Here is a 15,157-nt window from a genome sequence, read left to right on the forward strand (position 1 = left end):
CCAAATCGTGCGTTCATCCTGTCAGTACGGCCCGCTCGCCGGGCCGTGAACCCTGGCACAGGATTGCCAATGACGACGCTCCGCTCGCTGTCCCTTCTGTCCCTTGCCGTCTTTCTGCTGTCCGGTTGCTACGTCGCCGCCGGAACGCCCGGACCCGTCTACGGCTATGGACACCGCTCCTACGGGTACGGCTATTACGAGCGCCCGCAGTACCGCTATTATGGGCCGCCCGTCGTTTATGAACGCCCTTCCTACGGTCATCGCGGCGGTCATCGCGGCGGTCATCGTGGCGGCCATCACGGCGGCCCGCGTCACCATCACCGGGGCGGCGGGTGGTGATGGGGCGCCGCCGTCCGGACCGGCCCGGCGCCGGGAATCGTCGTTAACAAAGGCTCAATGCTTTGGTCCGATCATGACCTGAATACATTCGCTCCCGCTGATGCACGAAATCGGGGCACGGGGGGCGAAGCGGGGCAGGAAAGGGTCGGGGACCCATGAGCGACCAACTCACCAAGGACGACGTTGCCAAGCTGCTGTCGGACCCCTCTCCGAACAGCCGTTCCGAACTGGCGGTCAAGGTGGCGAGGCAATTCTCCGCCTCTGCCCTGTCGGACAGCGAACGCAGGCTTGCCGAGGACATCATCCGTTTCATGGCGCGCGACGCCGTCGTGCGCGTGCGCCAGTCGCTGGCCGAGAATCTGAAGGCCAACCCGGCGCTGCCGCGCGACGTCGCGCTGATGCTGGCGCGCGACGTGGAGGCGGTGGCGATCCCGGTGCTCAGCGTCTCGACCGTGCTGACCGACGCCGATCTCGTGGAGATCGTGCGGACGGGCACGGACGCCAAGCACACCGCCATCGCGCAGCGCCCGGCCCTGTCGGCCAGCGTCGCCGATGCGCTGATCGACACGGCGTCGGAAGGGGCGGTGGCGGCTCTGGTCGCCAACGAGAGCGCCGATCTGGGCGAGCGCACGCTCGGCCGGGTCATCGAACGCTTCGCCGACAGCGAAGCCGTGCAGGAACCGCTGGTCCAGCGCGCCCGCCTGCCGATCACCATCGCCGAACGGCTGGTCGCCGTGGTCTCGGAAAAGCTGCAGCAGCATCTGGTGACCAACCACGACCTTCCGGCCAAGGTCGCCGCCGACCTGATCCTGCAAAGCCGCGAACGCGCGACCGTCTCCCTTTTCACCGGGGAAAGCGACGAGGGCGCTCTGGAACGGCTGGTCGCGCAACTGTCGCGCACCGGGCGGCTGACCCCGTCGCTGCTGGTGCGGGCGCTGTGCATGGGCGACGTGGCCTTCTTCGAAACGGCCCTGTCCCATCTGGCCAACGTGCCGCTCACCAACGCGCGCCTGCTGATCCACGACGCCGGGCGGTTGGGGCTGAAATCCATCTACGACAAGGCGAAGCAGCCGCCGGCCCTGCTGCCCGCCTGCCGGATCACGCTCGACGTGCTGAAGGAAACGCCCTACGACGGCGAGGCCCACGACATCGAACGCCACCGCCGCCGGGTGATCGAGCGGATCCTCACCCAGTACGAGGATCTGGCGGCGGAGGATCTGGATTACCTGCTCGACAAGCTGGGGGACCTGATGCGCGCCGAGGCGGACTGAGCCCGGGCTTCTTTCGGGGGTGGGCCGGTCGCTCGGCGCGGCCGGCCCGGTTGATTTAGAACCAGAACCGGACACCGGCGACGAAGGCCAGATCGCTCGGGTCCTCGCCGTGACCGCGGGCGATGTTGGCGGTCTCGCCCAGCTTGCGCTCCCAATTCACGCCGACATAGGGCGCGAACTCCTTGGCGAACTCGTAGCGCAGCCGCAGGCCAAGCTCCACGTCGCTGATGCCCCGGCCCACATGGAGGTTCGCGACCCGCTGGGCCGAGGCGTTCACCTCCACCGCCGGCTGGAGGACGAGCTTCTGCGTGATGAGCAGATCATACTCCGCCTCCAGGCGGGCGCTGAGGTCGCCGTCCTCGCTGACGAACATCCGCGCGGTCACGTCGAGGAAGTAGGGGGCCTGCCCCTGGAGCCCGAGCACGCCGTAGGTCGTCTGCGGCTCCGGCCGCAGGTCGTGCCGCAAGCCGGCCTGCGCGTCCCAGAACTCCGAGATCATCCGGCTGTAGAGAAGCTGGAACTCGGCCTTCTCCAGCTTTCCATCGACCGCCTTGCTGCCCTTGGAGTTGAAGCGGAGTTTGTCGGTGTCGCCGCCGATCCAGCCCTGGGCCTCCCAGTCCACCGAGTTCTCGCCGTCGCGCCAGCGGTGTTCCAGCCGGTCGACCTGGAAGGTGGCCAGGATCGGCGGTTCCTCGTGGAACCGTTCGGACTGGTGTCCGGGCTGGGACCCGTTGGCGGCCCCGGCGGCTCCCGCCGAAAGCGCCAGGGTCACGGCGATGGCCGCGAGCGCGGCCCGTCCCGGGCTCGTCATTGTCGTTCCCATGTTTTGCTCCCGGATCAGAGGCTCGCGGTCTTCGGCTCGACGATGAACCGCGTCATCATGCCGGAGGCCATGTGGTAGAGGAGGTGGCAGTGGAACGGCCATTCGCCGGGCTCGTCCGCCGTCAACTGCACCGAGGCGGTCTGGCCGGGAGGCACGAGGACAACGTGCTTTTTCGGCATCCGGTCCGTCTGCCCGTTCTCCAGTTCCACGAACATCCCGTGCAGGTGCATGGGATGGGCCATCATGGTCGTGTTGACGAACCGGATGCGGACGCGGTCCCCATAGGCCACCCGGATCGGAGCGCCCTCGTCGAATTTTTCGCCGTTCAGCGTCCAGATGTACCGGGACATCATGCCGGTCAGCCGGACCTCGATCTCGTGGGCCGGAGCCCGGAGATCCCTGGTCTTCGAAAAGGACTTCAGGTCGGCGTAGGAGAGCGCCCTGGCCCCCGGCGGCGTGCCGGCATCGGCCCACCCGACCGCCTGCTCCCGGCCTGCCGCCGAGCCGCCAGTCATCGAGCCGTGATTCATTCCCGGCATCTTGCCGTGGTCCATCCCGGCCATGGAGCCGTGGTTCATGCCCGGCATCGACCCATGGTCCATTCCGCCATGCGCCATTCCCATGTCGGCCATGGTCAGCACGGCCCGCGGGCGCCGCTCGGGGATCACGCCCTCCATCCCCTGGCGGGTCGCGATCGTGGCCCTGGCGAAGCCCGTGCGGTCGATCGGCTCGGCGAAGAAGGTAAAGGGCTTGTCCCCGGTCGGCATGACGATGACGTCGTAGGTCTCGCCGACGCCGAAGCGGAACTCGTCCACCTTCACCGGCACCACATTCTGCCCATCGGCGGCCACGACCGTCATCGGGAGGCCGGGAATGCGGACGTCGAAGATCGTCATCGCGGAGCCGTTGACGATCCGCAACCGCACGCGCTCGCCCGGCTTGAACAGCGCCGTCCAGTTGTCCCCCGGCCCCTTTCCGTTGACGAGGAAGCGGTAGCCGGTCACGTCCGCGAGATCGGTCGCGTCCATTCGCATTTCGCCCCAGTCGAGCCGGTCGCGCAGGGTGGCGCCGAGGCCATCGCGTCCGGCGTCCCGGAAGAAATCCATCAGGGTGCGTTTGTTGTCGTTGTAGTAGCCTTCGCTGACCTTGAGCTTGCGCAGCACCGCCTCCGGCGCTTCGGGGGTGTGGTCGGAGAGCAGGACGACGTAGTCGCGGTCGGCCCGCACCGGGTCGCGGTCGGCAGGCTCGATCACGATGGCGCCGTACATGCCCTCCTGCTCCTGCGCGGCGGAGTGGCTGTGGTACCAGTAGGTGCCCGCCTGCCGGAGCTTGAAGCGGTAGGTGTAGGTCTGCCCCGGCATGATCGGCTGGAAGCCGTTGAAGCCGGGAGCACCGTCCATGACCCCCTGGATCAGCAGCCCGTGCCAGTGGATGGAGGTCGGCTCGTCCAACCGGTTGGTCACACGGACGACCACCTCGTCACCCTCGCGCCAGCGGAGCGTCGGCGCCGGAATGGAGCCGCCGATGGCGATGGCGTCGCTGGTCTCGCCGTCGATGGTGATGCGGGTCCGCTCCACCGCCAGGTCGAGGGGCGGTGCGGAGGCGGCGAAGGCGCGGCGTCCGGGATAGGCCGTGACGATGCCCGCCAGGCCCGCCGCCCCGGCGAGCTTCAGGGCATCCCGGCGGGAGAGGCCGCGTGGTGCGATGTGCATGTCGTCCTCCCTCAGCGCTGCACGTCGACCTTGCCGACCATCCCGGATTCATAGTGGCCGGGTATGTTGCAGGCGAATTCAAGGGCGGCGTTCTTCGTGAACTTCCAGGTGAGTTCCCTGGCCTTGCCGGGTTCGATGAGGACGCTGTTCGGGTCGTCGTGCGTCATGGAGGTTCCTTCCATGCCCGGCATCCTGGAATGGTCCATGTTGGCCATCTCCTTGTTTATGCCGGTCGGCGTGAGCATCCCGTGCTCCATCATCACCGCCATTTCCTTCTGGTGGGCGGCGTGCATGGCGGCGGTGCCGATGTTGAATTCGTGCAGGAACTCGCCCTTGTTCGTGACGACGAAGCGGACCGTCTCGCCCGCCTTCACCTGGACGCTGTTCGGCTCGTAGTAGTTGTCGCCCATGGTGATCTGGACGGTGCGCGTCTTGGCGGTCGCCTTGGCGGGTTCGCCGATGGCCGCGGTGCCGTGCTGGTGTCCGGCCTCGCCGGGGGCGGCGAAAGCGGCGGCGGGCGCGGCGAGGAGGCTGGCACCGGTGATCAGCGCGGCGACGGTGCTCAGGGTGCGGGTGTGCAGACGCATCTTGGATGTCCTTCATCCGGTGCCGGTGCCGGTGTCGGTTGGCCGACCGGAACGGGAAGCGATGAAACAAGGGCCAGCGGGCGATCCGATGCGGGCGGAGCACGGGAATGGAACCGGTCAGCCAAGGCAGCTCCTGGCGGCACACGCCTCCGGGGCTTGCGAGGCAGCCGTTCCCGGACAGAAACCGCGGTCTGGTTCGACGCTGGGGTTGGCTCGTTCCGCCGATGGGAAGAGCTCAGGAAGCCTCGCTCCGCGCCTCTTGCGCGGAGCGGCCTCAGGCAGCCGGTCTGGGCGGACGGCGCAAGGGGGAGACGGTCCGGTCGCGAAGCGCATCGTCGCCGAACGGCAGGACGGCGGACGCCCATTCGATGGGGGGTATCGGCTGTTGGGCCGGCGCCAGGGCGGACATGCCGCAGGCCATCACGCAACACCCTTTGTGGGTGAGCTTGAAATGGTCCTTCCCGTCATCCTGACGGTCGCCCTGTTCATGGTGTTCGGCCTGTGGACTGCAGCCGGCGTCGGCATCGCCGTCCACTGCCGCCGCATGGTGGGGCATGGCTGCGACGGCGGCGACGGGCATGGCGGCGCTTCCCCAGCCGATGAGGAGGACGCCCAGCAACACTGCCGTCAGGAGACGAGTAAAACGCATGCCTGCCGTTGAGCCCATGTCCGCGGACCGCTCCCGCGTCATTTTACCATAGCCGCGTGGCCATTGAGAGCGCAAGCGTCCGACGCGGGCGCGATGTGCTCGGGCTGCTCACCGCTCAGGGAGGCGGAGCGCCGTTGTGCGCCCTGTTGCCCCCATTGAGGTCCGCCGTCAGCCGGACGGCTTCGCCCCGGACTGGCAGCGGCGCGTCACGGCACTGCGGTGCGCGCACACCCCGAGTTCGGCCTTGGCTTCGTGGCTGACCTGAAGGCCGCCGACCTGCTTGACGGGTGCTTGGTCACGACGTCCGATTGGTCAAGCGGGCCGCTCGTCGGCGCAGAATGCAGACACGGCGCGGACACAGGAGCGAATGCCCCGACACAACGCCGGATCCTCTTCATAAACGATTAACATCAATAGGAGTTTTGGTGATCCGGGTGGGACTCGAACCCACGGCCACATGATTAAAAGTCACGTGCTCTACCGACTGAGCTACCGGATCACAAAAAGCACGGTCTGTCGCCGGTGCGGAGCGCAACATAGGGGCCGCTAACGCGCTGGTCAACAGCAGGGTTGGACGGAGCGTGCATAAATTTCGCTTTCTTTCACCGAGCCGGTCCCCATTGTCCGCAAACCGCGGTTGGTGGGGCTCCGTTCGCCTTCCCCAACCGCCTCCCGGCAGTGCTCGACGTTCATGGTGTCCGGCATCCATTGGGGATACCGGCCGGAATGCCGGCTTCAACAGGCATCCGCCGCTATGATCCCGGCTGCGGCACCATGGAGCTTCCTGTGGGCGATGCGTGGGCCGTCATGCCGTCCCTCATGACGGTCGCGGCTGTGGCAGCGTTATGGAGGGCGGCGGTTCGATAATAGGTGACGACGAAAACCCGGACGGCTCCGGCCAAAGTGGCCCATGAGCCGCCGCTGCGAACGCCGGTCCGCAGATGCCTCGCCCGGAGCCGCTGCAATCCGAGACGCACGCCGCGCGCATCGACAGCCGCCACCAATGCGCGCCGATTGTCGAAGCCTTCGCGCTGGCAAACGTCGCCGAGCGCCGCCCACCACTCCTCTTCCAGTTTCATGCTCGACCGCTGGCCATTTGCGCGGTCGATGGTGCGGACCGTCGTGGGCGAGACAATGAGATCGACGGCTTCAAATGCGGCTTCCAGTGCGGCACTCATGAAAGACTCCATCGAATTCGAATGCGCCGTACCAACGCAAGAGTGCGTCGCCATGGCCGGCCTGAGGGAGGCTTGAGCGGCATGTCGGCAGGCCCGGTCGCCGGCCGGACAGATGCTATTCAAATAGAATACAATTAACAACTCATTTTGAATATCGATGTGCGCCGCCGCCGCGGCCTGTGAGCTGGCGTGTGTTCACAGTACCAAAAATAGGGTATCCACACGCCTGCGTTCCAGGGTAGTATGAATTCAGAAGAATTTCCGAGAATACATAGATATGCATTCAGCTATACCACTGCCAAGCGATACGCCGGAATCAATTGCTCGCATCGCGCAGATTGGCCATGCGGTCGGAGCGGCGGTTTTTGTTACAGGAATTGGGGATCGTATTGAGGCAGCCAATCAAAAATACCGTGTTATTTTTCCGTGCTGTTCCTTTGATGACCGACCGGAATTTGGAGCGGCGTTTCTGCAGTCGGTTGAGGCTGGAATAAATGCCGACTCATGCCTCGTGGCCGACCCGTTTTCGTATTTGCGGAGTATTGAAAGGTTTCGGTTATCAGAGAGAGCTTCATTTATCAAGTCGTGGGGAAATCGACGAGCATTCTGTTTGCATTATCGCTGCGGTGATTGGACCACTCGTTTGACGATTTCAATCGACGATCAATACTCTGCGCTTGAAAAGACGTTGCGGGATGTCTCCGACGTCGAGCTTTTCATATCTATGCAGGCAGCCAACGCAACTTTGATAGGTGCGCTGGACGAATCCCCGCAGCCCACGGCCTTCGTTTTCTCCGACTCGCGTCTGTCCTACTGGAATCGTGCGATGCTGAAGCACCTCCAGACCGGAGCGGGGCTGGCGATTTCCGACGATGGCCGACTCATCGCTTCTGGGCAGGACGCGACTCTTTTCGCATCGGCTGTTGCATCCCGTGCGACCGCCGGTGGGAGGCCCGTCGTGCTTGCCTTGGACGCACACCACGGCCATGCCGCCCAACTGTCCACGGTTTCAACGGCTGGCCCTGGTCTTGCCATGGTGCAACTGCCGGCACCGGTGATCGAAGATTCGGCGCTGATCACGCTGCTGTGCGGTCTCGGCTTTCCGCCGGGAAGGGCCAGGATTGCCGTATCCATTGGGGCGGGAATGAATGTTGAGAGCGTCGCCGCCAAGCACAGCATTACTGTTTCAACCGTTCGAACCGAAATCAAAAACATTTCTAAATTTATCGAGGTAAAGAAGCTATCAGCGAGCAAAGGAATACGGTCAATTTCCGACTTGGTTTCGAAGCTCGCTTCTGTGGCTGGCAGTACCAGTCTTATCAACTAAGGAGTCAGTAATTGACTATTGAGAGCATTATCCGCAGCGTTGACACGACTGCTATCAAGGCTGTTCTGATCGGGCAGGGCATGGCCGAATTGGACGCCGAGGCGGCCTGCGACGAAGGGCTGAACGATCTCGTCATTGCGGCGGAGAACCCTGGCACGGCGATCGTCCCGACCAAGCTCGGTGACGAGGCGATCCATGCCATCATCGCCACCCCGGGTCTGTGCGATGCGATGGCGTCTGCCGTCGCCGGGCCGGGAGCCCGGTTCATTCACGAAGTGGGGGGGCAGGGCGACTGGGGGGCGTCTGAAGCGATCCGCCGTGCGCGCTTCGGTGAGCCCAAGCGCTCGGCGAGCGCCGCCGGATGCATGATCGTTCTGAAGCTGGCAGCGTAACGGAAATACCGTCAGCGGTTCACGGACCATTCCGTGGGCCGCTGATGGTCGAACGGCCATGAGCTGGAAGCTGGATTACATCAACGACATCGTAGAGCATTTGGAGAAGGCTGTCGTGGCAGCCCGATCCTCTCGTCATGATCCGATCCAGGCGAAGCAGAGCGATCCACATGATATGAAAAATAGGGGTGAATCGAGACAGATCAGCGACCCACCGTCCAAAACCTCAGAATAGATTTGACGCGCTCCGTGTCCAAGTCCGGTCCTTGACGACCGTGGCGTACCTCGGACTGATACACAGAGCAAAACTTGACAACAATGTCACCTTGTGCCTTTGGAGCCATTTCGAGTTTCTCCTCCTGAAGAAACTCAGCCAAAGCCGTGACGGTCGTTCTGACATAGCTATCTTCTAATATATTGGGTGGAAGCTCCCCCTCATCTTTCAGGATGTCGGACGGAAATCCAGCCAACTCCAGAATCTCCTCGGCGCCGATGCCGCGAGGCTTCATGATCGAAATCAATCGAACGACTGTTGGGACGGGCAAAAAATTCGCTTTTCGGTCCGGGTTTTCGAAATGATACCCACCAAGGTATTTGTAGCCCAGCGCCTTTGCCAGTTCAGTTTTCGACATGCCCGCTCTTTCTCGTAGCAGCCTCAGGCGCTCAGAGACATGCATCGAATCCCCCTCCTTAACCTGGGATGAGTCGTCGCATACCAGGGTGGAATAAGTCAGCATCGGCGATGCTTCTCATTCTAATTAGTTACATAGGCATGAGCTATGCAAGACGGATAATTTCTGCGTTTCCGTATGCGAACGGCAGCTTCTCCAAGGCCGAGCAGGCCACCGCGCAATCGAACATGTCCCAGCAGCAGGGGCGGGCGCGGTTGTTCTGGAAGGTGTCAGCGACGACGAGAAGGTATCCGTCAACTGGGCGGTTCAACGCGCTGTCGGTCAGTTCGGGTGCGAACGGACGATGCGGGGCAGCGGCCGGAAACCGGACGATCTCGACAGCAATGCCTGCTGGTCCGCATGATCACGGGGGCCACGGACCGTCTCAAGGACAAATCGCCGGATGCCGTCGCCACCGGTGGATATGCCAAGGATTTGAAGGAGATGCCGCGGTTCCGCGACGGTGTGCCGGAGATCGCGGCCAGCGCGGGTCGCTCGGCATCCGGGCATGACCGTCCGAAACGGTCGAGCGTGTGACGACTCAGCGGACATGCTGGTCTGGCATGGTTCGGCGAAGAAGGAAATGGCGGATGGGGTGGGATTCGAACCCACGGTGGAGTTGCCCCCACGCCAGTTTTCAAGACTGGAGCCTTAAACCGCTCGGCCACCCATCCGTTTCGGTGTCGCGGATAAAGGATTGTGACGCGGCGGTCAACAGTTCAAAGCAGAAGCGTCACGCGCGGATCGGACGCCCCAGGTTCGAAAGCCGTTTTGTTGGCTTCGGGGGCGTCGGGGCGTCGGAGAAATCGGGCAGACTGGGGGCGCGGCTGACGACCTTGCGGATCATGACGCTGGTCGCTTCCAAATCCTCGATCACCGTGTTGGACACGCGGCCCGCATAATGCGGGCGGTCCAGCTTGGTGCGCATTTCGTCGATGATCTTCAGCTCAGGCTCGAACAGCTCGCGTGCGCCGATGGGAAGAGCCTGATCGTCCCGCATCCGTTCGAAGTAGTTCCGCGTGGCGCGGGCCAGCAGGCCGGTCAACAGAAGGTCGATGCGCTCGAATTCCGTGCGCAGGTCGGCCAGCTTGGCGGTGCTCACCGTCGTCAGGCGCTCCTCCGTCAGGGCGACGAGGGCGCGCACCTCCTCCACCTTCCGGCGGAAGCCCAGGAAGGAGGAAAAACGGTCCTCCTGAATGTCGCGCTGCGCGCGCGCGCCCAATGCGACCGCCTCGCCGGCCTGATGTTCGATGGCCGACAGCAGTTCTTCGATCGCTCTGCGACCGGCATCCTGTCCCCAGCCCATCGCCCTACCGCTCCTCCCTGCGGGTTGGCGCCCGCCGGTTCCGTTCCGAGTCGGCTTCGAGGATGCGTGAAAAAATTTAAGAAATGTCTGACTTGTCGCGCAGGTCGAGGATGACCGGCGTGTGGTCGGACGCTTTTTCCGCACCGCGCGGGCGGCGGTCGATGCGGCAGCCCACCAGCCGGTCGGCAGCCTGCGGGGACAGCAGGAAATGGTCGATCCGCAAGCCCAGGTCCCGCGGCCAGCAACCCGCCTGATAATCCCAAAAAGTGTAGGCGTGGTCGTCGTCGTGAAGGGCGCGGTACGCCTCGGTCAGGCCGAGATTCAGCAAGGCACGGAACTTCGCCCGCGACTCGGGCTGGAACAGGGCATCGCCTGCGAAGGCAACCGGGTCGAAGACGTCGCGCGGCTCCGGGATGATGTTGTAATCGCCCCCCAGGACGAAGGGCACCTCCTGCGCCAGAAGACCGCGGGCGTGGGCGTGCAGCCGGTCCATCCAGCGGAGCTTGTACGCGAACTTCTCCGTCCCGATGGGGTTGCCGTTGGGCAGATAGAGCGAGGCGATGCGGACGTCTCCCACCGTGGCTTCGACGTAACGGGCCTGCTCGTCCTCCGGTTCGCCGGGAAGGCGGGCCAAAACGTCCTCGTGCGGGGCCTTGGAGAGGAACGCCACGCCGTTGTAGGACTTCTGCCCCACCGGCGTGACGTGATAACCCAACTCCTCGAAGGCCGCGCGGGGGAACGCCGCCGTCTCGCACTTGATTTCCTGCAGCAAAGCGACGTCCGGAGACTCCGCGCGCAGCCAGTCTGTGATCAGCGGAAGGCGGGCCTTCGCCGAATTGACGTTCCAGGTGGCGATCTTCACGTCGGTTTCTTCTTGTTCGGCAAAAGCCCGGGGGCAGGAGAACCGGTCAGGCGGCGAAGGAATTGCCGCAGCCGCAGGACGCCGTGGCGTTCGGATTCTTGATCTGGAAGGCGGCGCCCATCAGGTCCTCGACATAATCGAGCGTGGCGCCGGCCAGCAGATCGAGCGAGCAGTCGTCGGTCACGACCCTGACCCCGTCCTTCTCGAACACATGGTCGTCGTCGTTCGCCGTGGCGTCGAAGGCGAAGGCGTATTGGAAGCCGGAGCAGCCGCCGCCGGAAACGGTCAGGCGCAGCATCAGGGACGGATCGCCCTCGTGCTCGATCAGGAAGGCGACGCGCCGGGCCGCGCTGTCGGACACGGTGAGAACGCGCGCACCCTCTTGCGCGGGGGCGGGAAGGGCGGTGTCGGGCATGGGACGGGCCTCAGGGTTTCGCGGGACAGACGACACATGGACGAATGTAAGGGTGCGTCCGCCTTTCGTCAAAGAGATGTCCGGCAATTTCATGCCGGACCCGCGGTTTGCCTGCGGGCTCCTCCCGGATGTCTCCGCCTTCGCCGTTGCACAGGGCGGTTTGCGCCGGTAGTGTCCGCGCCATGACGGCGGACTTCTTCCAGGATCGCCCGGCGCCCTATGGCTGCGACCCCGCACAGACGCGCGGGCGGCTGTTCCCGGAGCCGGAAAGCCCCACGCGCTCGTGCTTCCAGCGCGACCGCGACCGCATCGTGCATTCCGGTGCCTTCCGCAAGCTGAAATACAAGACGCAGGTCTTCGTCTATCACGAGGGCGACTATTTCCGCACGCGCCTGACCCACAGCCTGGAGGTGGCGCAGATCGCGCGCTCCATCAGCCGCGCGCTGGGGCTGAACGAGGATCTGGCGGAGGCGGTTGCGCTCGCCCACGATCTCGGCCACACCCCCTTCGGCCACGCCGGAGAGGATGCGCTGAACGCCTGCATGGCGCCCTACGGCGGCTTCGCCCACAACGACCAGACCCTGCGCATCCTGACGATGCTGGAGCGGCGCTATGCTGATTTCGACGGGCTGAACCTGACCTGGGAAACGCTGGAGGGTGTGGTCAAGCACAACGGCCCGCTGCTGCCGCTCGGCAACGGCAGCAGCGGCGACCGGCTGCCGACGACGCTGGCCGCCTTCCAGGAGCAGCGGGACCTGGAGCTTCACACCAACCCGGGGGCGGAGGCGCAGGTGGCGGCTCTGGCCGACGACATCGCCTACAACAACCACGACATCGACGACGGGCTGCGCGCCGGCCTGTTCACCGTGGACGAGGTGGCGGAACTGCCGCTGGTCGGCCCGGTGGTGCGGCAGGTCTGCGACCGCTATCCGGGGCTGGAGCGCTCCCGCCTGATCCACGAGACGATCCGGCGGATGATCAACAACATGATCACCGACCTGCTGGCCGAGACGCGGGAGCGGCTGGACCGCCACCGCCCCGGCAGCGCGCCGGAGCTCCGCGCCCTGCCGGAGCCGGTCGTCAGCTTCTCCCCCGCGATGTTCGAGGCGCAGCGCCCCTTGCGCGCCTTTCTGAAACAGCGCATGTACCGCCATTACCGGGTCAACCGGGAAATGAGCAAGTGCAAGCGGGTGGTCACCGCCCTGTTCGACCTGTTCATGGCCGAGCCGAACACCCTGCCGACGCAATGGCAGGAGGACATCGCCAGACAGGGAGGACACCGGGACCGGACGGTGCTGGCGCGGCTGGTCGCCGACTACATCGCCGGGATGACCGACCGCTACGCGCTGGCCGAATACGCCCGCCTGTTCGACATGGACGCCCAGACCTGAAAACGGCCAAGACCTAACCCAAGAATTGAAACGATGAACATCTTCAAGGTCTTCGAGAACGACATCCGCAAGCTGCTGGACGAGCTGGCCGCCGAGGGCCACATCCCGGCGGGGCTCGACACCGCGCGCCTGACGGTGGAGCCGCCGCGCGAGGCGGCGCACGGCGACCTGTCGACCAACGCGGCGATGATCCTGGCCAAGCCGGCGGGCAAGCCGCCCCGCGCGCTGGCCGAGCTGCTGGTGGCGAAGCTGAAGACCCGCCCCGACGTGGCGAGCGCCGAGATCGCCGGTCCGGGCTTCGTGAACCTGCGCCTGTCCGCCGACGTCTGGCGCGACCGCATCCGCGACGTGCTGACCGCCGGCACCGCCTATGGCGAAAGCACGCTGGGCGCCGGGCGTCCGGTGAACGTCGAGTATGTGTCGGCCAACCCCACCGGCCCGCTGCACGCCGCCCATGGCCGCGGCGCCGTTTTCGGCGACGCGCTGGCCGCGCTGCTGGAGAAGGCCGGCTACGCCGTCACCCGCGAATACTACATCAACGACGCCGGGGCCCAGGTGGATGTGCTGGGCCGCTCCACCTTCCTGCGCTACCGCGAGGCGCTGGGCGAGGCGGTCGGCGAGATTCCGGCGGGCCTCTATCCCGGTGAGTATCTGAAGGAGGTCGGGCAGGCCCTGGCCGAGCGCGACGGCAGCAAGTGGGTCGGCGCCGACGAGGCCGACTGGCTGCCCGCCTGCCGCGACTTCGCCATCGCCCGGATCATGGAATGGATCGAGGAGGATCTCGGCGTCCTCGGGGTCCGCATGGACGTCTACAGCTCCGAACGCGCGCTGGTGAAGGCCGGGGCGGTGGACATCGCGCTGAAGGCGCTGGAGGACCGCGGCCTGATCTATGTCGGTGTGCTGGAGCCGCCCAAGGGCAAGAAGCCCGACGATTGGGAGCCGCGCCCGCAGACCCTGTTCAAGTCCACCGGCTTCGGCGACGACGTCGATCGTCCGCTGAAGAAGTCGGACGGGTCCTTCACCTACTTCTCCAACGACATCGCCTACCACTTCGACAAGCACCGCCGCGGCTTCGACGCGCAGATCGACGTGTGGGGCGCCGACCATGGCGGCTACGTCAAGCGCATGCAGGCGGCGACCACGGCCATCACCGAAGGCAAGGCGTCGCTGGACGTGAAGCTGTGCCAGCTCGTCCATCTGATGAAGAACGGCGAGCCGGTGAAGATGTCCAAGCGCGCCGGCACCTTCGTGACGCTGCGCGACGTCATCGAGGAGGTGGGCAAGGACGTCGTCCGCTTCATCATGCTGACCCGCCGCAACGACCAGACGCTGGAGTTCGACTTCGCCAAGGTCGTGGAGCAGTCGAAGGACAACCCGGTCTTCTACGTGCAGTACGCCCATGCCCGCTGCCGCTCGGTCCTGCGCCACGCGGCCACGGCGATGGCGGGGGCCGACCTGTCGGCGGCGGCGCTGGCGGCAAAGGCGAACCTCGCCCGCCTCGACACCGAGGAGGAGATGGCGCTCGCCAAGCGCATGGCCACCTGGCCGCGTCTGGTGGAATCCGCCGCGGAGGCGCACGAGCCGCACCGCGTGGCCTTCTACCTCTACGATCTGGCCAGCGATTTCCACGCGCTGTGGAACAAGGGCCGCGACGACGCCAGCCTGCGCTTCCTGATCGACGGCGACGAGGAGGTGACGGTGGCCCGTCTGGCGCTGGTCAGCGCGGTCGCCACGGTGATCGCCTCCGGCCTCGCCGTGATGGGGGTGGAGCCGGTGGAGGAAATGCGGTCATGAGGTATGAGGGCGATGTCAACTACGCCAGCGACCCCTACGGCACGCCGCCGCAACGGGGAGGTCGGCGCGGTCTGCTCGGCCTCGGGCTGGCTGTGGTCGGCATCGTGGCCTTCGCCGGCGCGATCGTCGTCGTCTACAGCGGCAAGGGGCAGAGCACGCCGGACGGCAGTCCGCCCCTGCTGACCGCCGACACCGCGCCGACCAAGGCCCGTCCGGAACAGCCCGGCGGCATGGAAGTGCCGCACCAGGACAAGCTGGTCTACGAGCGGCTGAACGACCGCGGGTCGAAATCCCAGATCGAGCGGCTGCTGCCCCCGCCGGAGGAGCCGTTGCCGCGGCCCGTCGTGGCGCCGCAGGTGCCGCCGTCGCCGACCCTGCCGGAAGCGCCCGCGGTGGCCCAGCTTCCGCCGCCCCCGCCGGGCTCCACCACCACGGTGCCG

15 protein-coding genes, 2 tRNA genes and 1 pseudogene are annotated in these 15,157 nt (G+C 65.5%); 7 read left to right on the forward strand and 11 right to left on the reverse strand.

Features of this window, described 5'->3' with window-relative positions; translation table 11 throughout:
- Positions 1-69: 69 nt before the first annotated feature.
- Both QSG27_RS05475 and QSG27_RS05480 read left to right on the forward strand, forming a co-directional pair.
- On the forward strand, positions 70-339 hold the full coding sequence (locus QSG27_RS05475; protein ID WP_306704128.1) for a neuropeptide-like protein 29: 270 nt from the start codon (positions 70-72) through the stop codon (positions 337-339).
- A gap of 155 nt (positions 340-494) precedes the next feature.
- The gene (locus QSG27_RS05480) at positions 495-1,610 is read left to right on the forward strand and encodes a DUF2336 domain-containing protein (RefSeq protein WP_306704129.1); all 1,116 of its coding nucleotides are present in this window, start codon (positions 495-497) and stop codon (positions 1,608-1,610) included.
- Between the two features lie 55 nt (positions 1,611-1,665).
- On the opposite strand, the gene QSG27_RS05485 is transcribed toward QSG27_RS05480, so the two are convergent.
- The 6 genes from QSG27_RS05485 to QSG27_RS05510 form a co-directional block, all read right to left on the reverse strand.
- Positions 1,666-2,421 carry a copper resistance protein B gene (locus tag QSG27_RS05485; RefSeq protein WP_306704130.1) on the reverse strand — a complete coding sequence of 252 codons (756 nt, stop codon included), beginning with the start codon at positions 2,419-2,421 and terminating at the stop codon, positions 1,666-1,668.
- A 26-nt stretch (positions 2,422-2,447) separates the two neighbouring features.
- Positions 2,448-4,145, reverse strand: coding sequence for a copper resistance system multicopper oxidase (locus QSG27_RS05490; RefSeq protein WP_306704131.1), 1,698 nt, complete (start codon positions 4,143-4,145; stop codon positions 2,448-2,450).
- Between the two features lie 11 nt (positions 4,146-4,156).
- Complete coding sequence (locus QSG27_RS05495) at positions 4,157-4,732, reverse strand: cupredoxin domain-containing protein (protein WP_306704132.1); 576 nt, start codon at positions 4,730-4,732, stop codon at positions 4,157-4,159.
- Positions 4,733-5,006: 274 nt separating this feature from the next.
- A complete protein-coding gene (locus tag QSG27_RS05500; protein WP_306704133.1) occupies positions 5,007-5,312 on the reverse strand; it encodes a hypothetical protein in 306 nt (101 codons plus the stop codon).
- Between the two features lie 492 nt (positions 5,313-5,804).
- Positions 5,805-5,880 (reverse strand) — tRNA-Lys (locus QSG27_RS05505).
- 253 nt (positions 5,881-6,133) lie between these two features.
- Complete coding sequence (locus QSG27_RS05510; protein WP_306704134.1) at positions 6,134-6,559, reverse strand: ribbon-helix-helix domain-containing protein; 426 nt, start codon at positions 6,557-6,559, stop codon at positions 6,134-6,136.
- A gap of 277 nt (positions 6,560-6,836) precedes the next feature.
- On the opposite strand from QSG27_RS05510, the gene QSG27_RS05515 reads away from it, so the two are divergent.
- Positions 6,837-7,886, forward strand: a complete 1,050-nt coding sequence (locus QSG27_RS05515; RefSeq protein ID WP_306704135.1) for a helix-turn-helix transcriptional regulator — start codon at positions 6,837-6,839, stop codon at positions 7,884-7,886.
- Between the two features lie 11 nt (positions 7,887-7,897).
- A complete protein-coding gene (locus QSG27_RS05520; RefSeq protein WP_306704136.1) occupies positions 7,898-8,278 on the forward strand; it encodes a hypothetical protein in 381 nt (126 codons plus the stop codon).
- Positions 8,279-8,481: 203 nt separating this feature from the next.
- On the opposite strand, the gene QSG27_RS05525 is transcribed toward QSG27_RS05520, so the two are convergent.
- From QSG27_RS05525 to erpA, 5 genes are all read right to left on the reverse strand, one after another.
- Positions 8,482-9,015, reverse strand: coding sequence for a helix-turn-helix domain-containing protein (locus QSG27_RS05525; RefSeq protein WP_306704137.1), 534 nt, complete (start codon positions 9,013-9,015; stop codon positions 8,482-8,484).
- Between the two features lie 518 nt (positions 9,016-9,533).
- Positions 9,534-9,623: transfer RNA gene (locus QSG27_RS05530), tRNA-Ser, on the reverse strand.
- Between the two features lie 59 nt (positions 9,624-9,682).
- The gene (locus QSG27_RS05535; RefSeq protein WP_306704138.1) at positions 9,683-10,255 is read right to left on the reverse strand and encodes a hypothetical protein; all 573 of its coding nucleotides are present in this window, start codon (positions 10,253-10,255) and stop codon (positions 9,683-9,685) included.
- Positions 10,256-10,331: 76 nt separating this feature from the next.
- A complete protein-coding gene (locus tag QSG27_RS05540) occupies positions 10,332-11,117 on the reverse strand; it encodes an exodeoxyribonuclease III (protein WP_306704139.1) in 786 nt (261 codons plus the stop codon).
- A 46-nt stretch (positions 11,118-11,163) separates the two neighbouring features.
- On the reverse strand, positions 11,164-11,532 hold the full coding sequence (gene erpA, locus QSG27_RS05545) for an iron-sulfur cluster insertion protein ErpA (RefSeq protein ID WP_306704140.1): 369 nt from the start codon (positions 11,530-11,532) through the stop codon (positions 11,164-11,166).
- A 182-nt stretch (positions 11,533-11,714) separates the two neighbouring features.
- On the opposite strand from erpA, the gene QSG27_RS05550 reads away from it, so the two are divergent.
- The 3 genes and pseudogenes from QSG27_RS05550 to QSG27_RS05560 form a co-directional block, all read left to right on the forward strand.
- The gene (locus tag QSG27_RS05550) at positions 11,715-12,923 is read left to right on the forward strand and encodes a deoxyguanosinetriphosphate triphosphohydrolase (protein ID WP_306704141.1); all 1,209 of its coding nucleotides are present in this window, start codon (positions 11,715-11,717) and stop codon (positions 12,921-12,923) included.
- 33 nt (positions 12,924-12,956) lie between these two features.
- The gene (gene argS, locus QSG27_RS05555; protein ID WP_306704142.1) at positions 12,957-14,717 is read left to right on the forward strand and encodes an arginine--tRNA ligase; all 1,761 of its coding nucleotides are present in this window, start codon (positions 12,957-12,959) and stop codon (positions 14,715-14,717) included.
- Positions 14,714-15,157: pseudogene (locus tag QSG27_RS05560) on the forward strand (SPOR domain-containing protein); the annotation flags it as partial. The gene argS and the pseudogene QSG27_RS05560, both read left to right, overlap by 4 nt.

The sequence above is a fragment of the Azospirillum isscasi genome, assembly GCF_030849505.1.
Lineage (GTDB): Bacteria > Pseudomonadota > Alphaproteobacteria > Azospirillales > Azospirillaceae > Azospirillum > Azospirillum isscasi.

What these genes read in the sequence shown, in the direction of transcription:
- erpA (WP_306704140.1), bottom strand. Translation starts at nt 11,532, where the DNA reads ATGCCCGACACCGCCCTTCCCGCCCCCGCGCAAGAGGGTGCGCGCGTT.
- QSG27_RS05550 (WP_306704141.1), top strand. Translation starts at nt 11,715, where the DNA reads ATGACGGCGGACTTCTTCCAGGATCGCCCGGCGCCCTATGGCTGCGAC.
- QSG27_RS05485 (WP_306704130.1), bottom strand. Translation starts at nt 2,421, where the DNA reads ATGACGAGCCCGGGACGGGCCGCGCTCGCGGCCATCGCCGTGACCCTG.
- QSG27_RS05500 (WP_306704133.1), bottom strand. Translation starts at nt 5,312, where the DNA reads ATGCCCGTCGCCGCCGTCGCAGCCATGCCCCACCATGCGGCGGCAGTG.
- QSG27_RS05510 (WP_306704134.1), bottom strand. Translation starts at nt 6,559, where the DNA reads ATGAGTGCCGCACTGGAAGCCGCATTTGAAGCCGTCGATCTCATTGTC.
- QSG27_RS05495 (WP_306704132.1), bottom strand. Translation starts at nt 4,732, where the DNA reads ATGCGTCTGCACACCCGCACCCTGAGCACCGTCGCCGCGCTGATCACC.
- QSG27_RS05475 (WP_306704128.1), top strand. Translation starts at nt 70, where the DNA reads ATGACGACGCTCCGCTCGCTGTCCCTTCTGTCCCTTGCCGTCTTTCTG.
- QSG27_RS05515 (WP_306704135.1), top strand. Translation starts at nt 6,837, where the DNA reads ATGCATTCAGCTATACCACTGCCAAGCGATACGCCGGAATCAATTGCT.
- QSG27_RS05480 (WP_306704129.1), top strand. Translation starts at nt 495, where the DNA reads ATGAGCGACCAACTCACCAAGGACGACGTTGCCAAGCTGCTGTCGGAC.
- QSG27_RS05525 (WP_306704137.1), bottom strand. Translation starts at nt 9,015, where the DNA reads ATGCTGACTTATTCCACCCTGGTATGCGACGACTCATCCCAGGTTAAG.
- argS (WP_306704142.1), top strand. Translation starts at nt 12,957, where the DNA reads ATGAACATCTTCAAGGTCTTCGAGAACGACATCCGCAAGCTGCTGGAC.
- QSG27_RS05535 (WP_306704138.1), bottom strand. Translation starts at nt 10,255, where the DNA reads ATGGGCTGGGGACAGGATGCCGGTCGCAGAGCGATCGAAGAACTGCTG.
- QSG27_RS05490 (WP_306704131.1), bottom strand. Translation starts at nt 4,145, where the DNA reads ATGCACATCGCACCACGCGGCCTCTCCCGCCGGGATGCCCTGAAGCTC.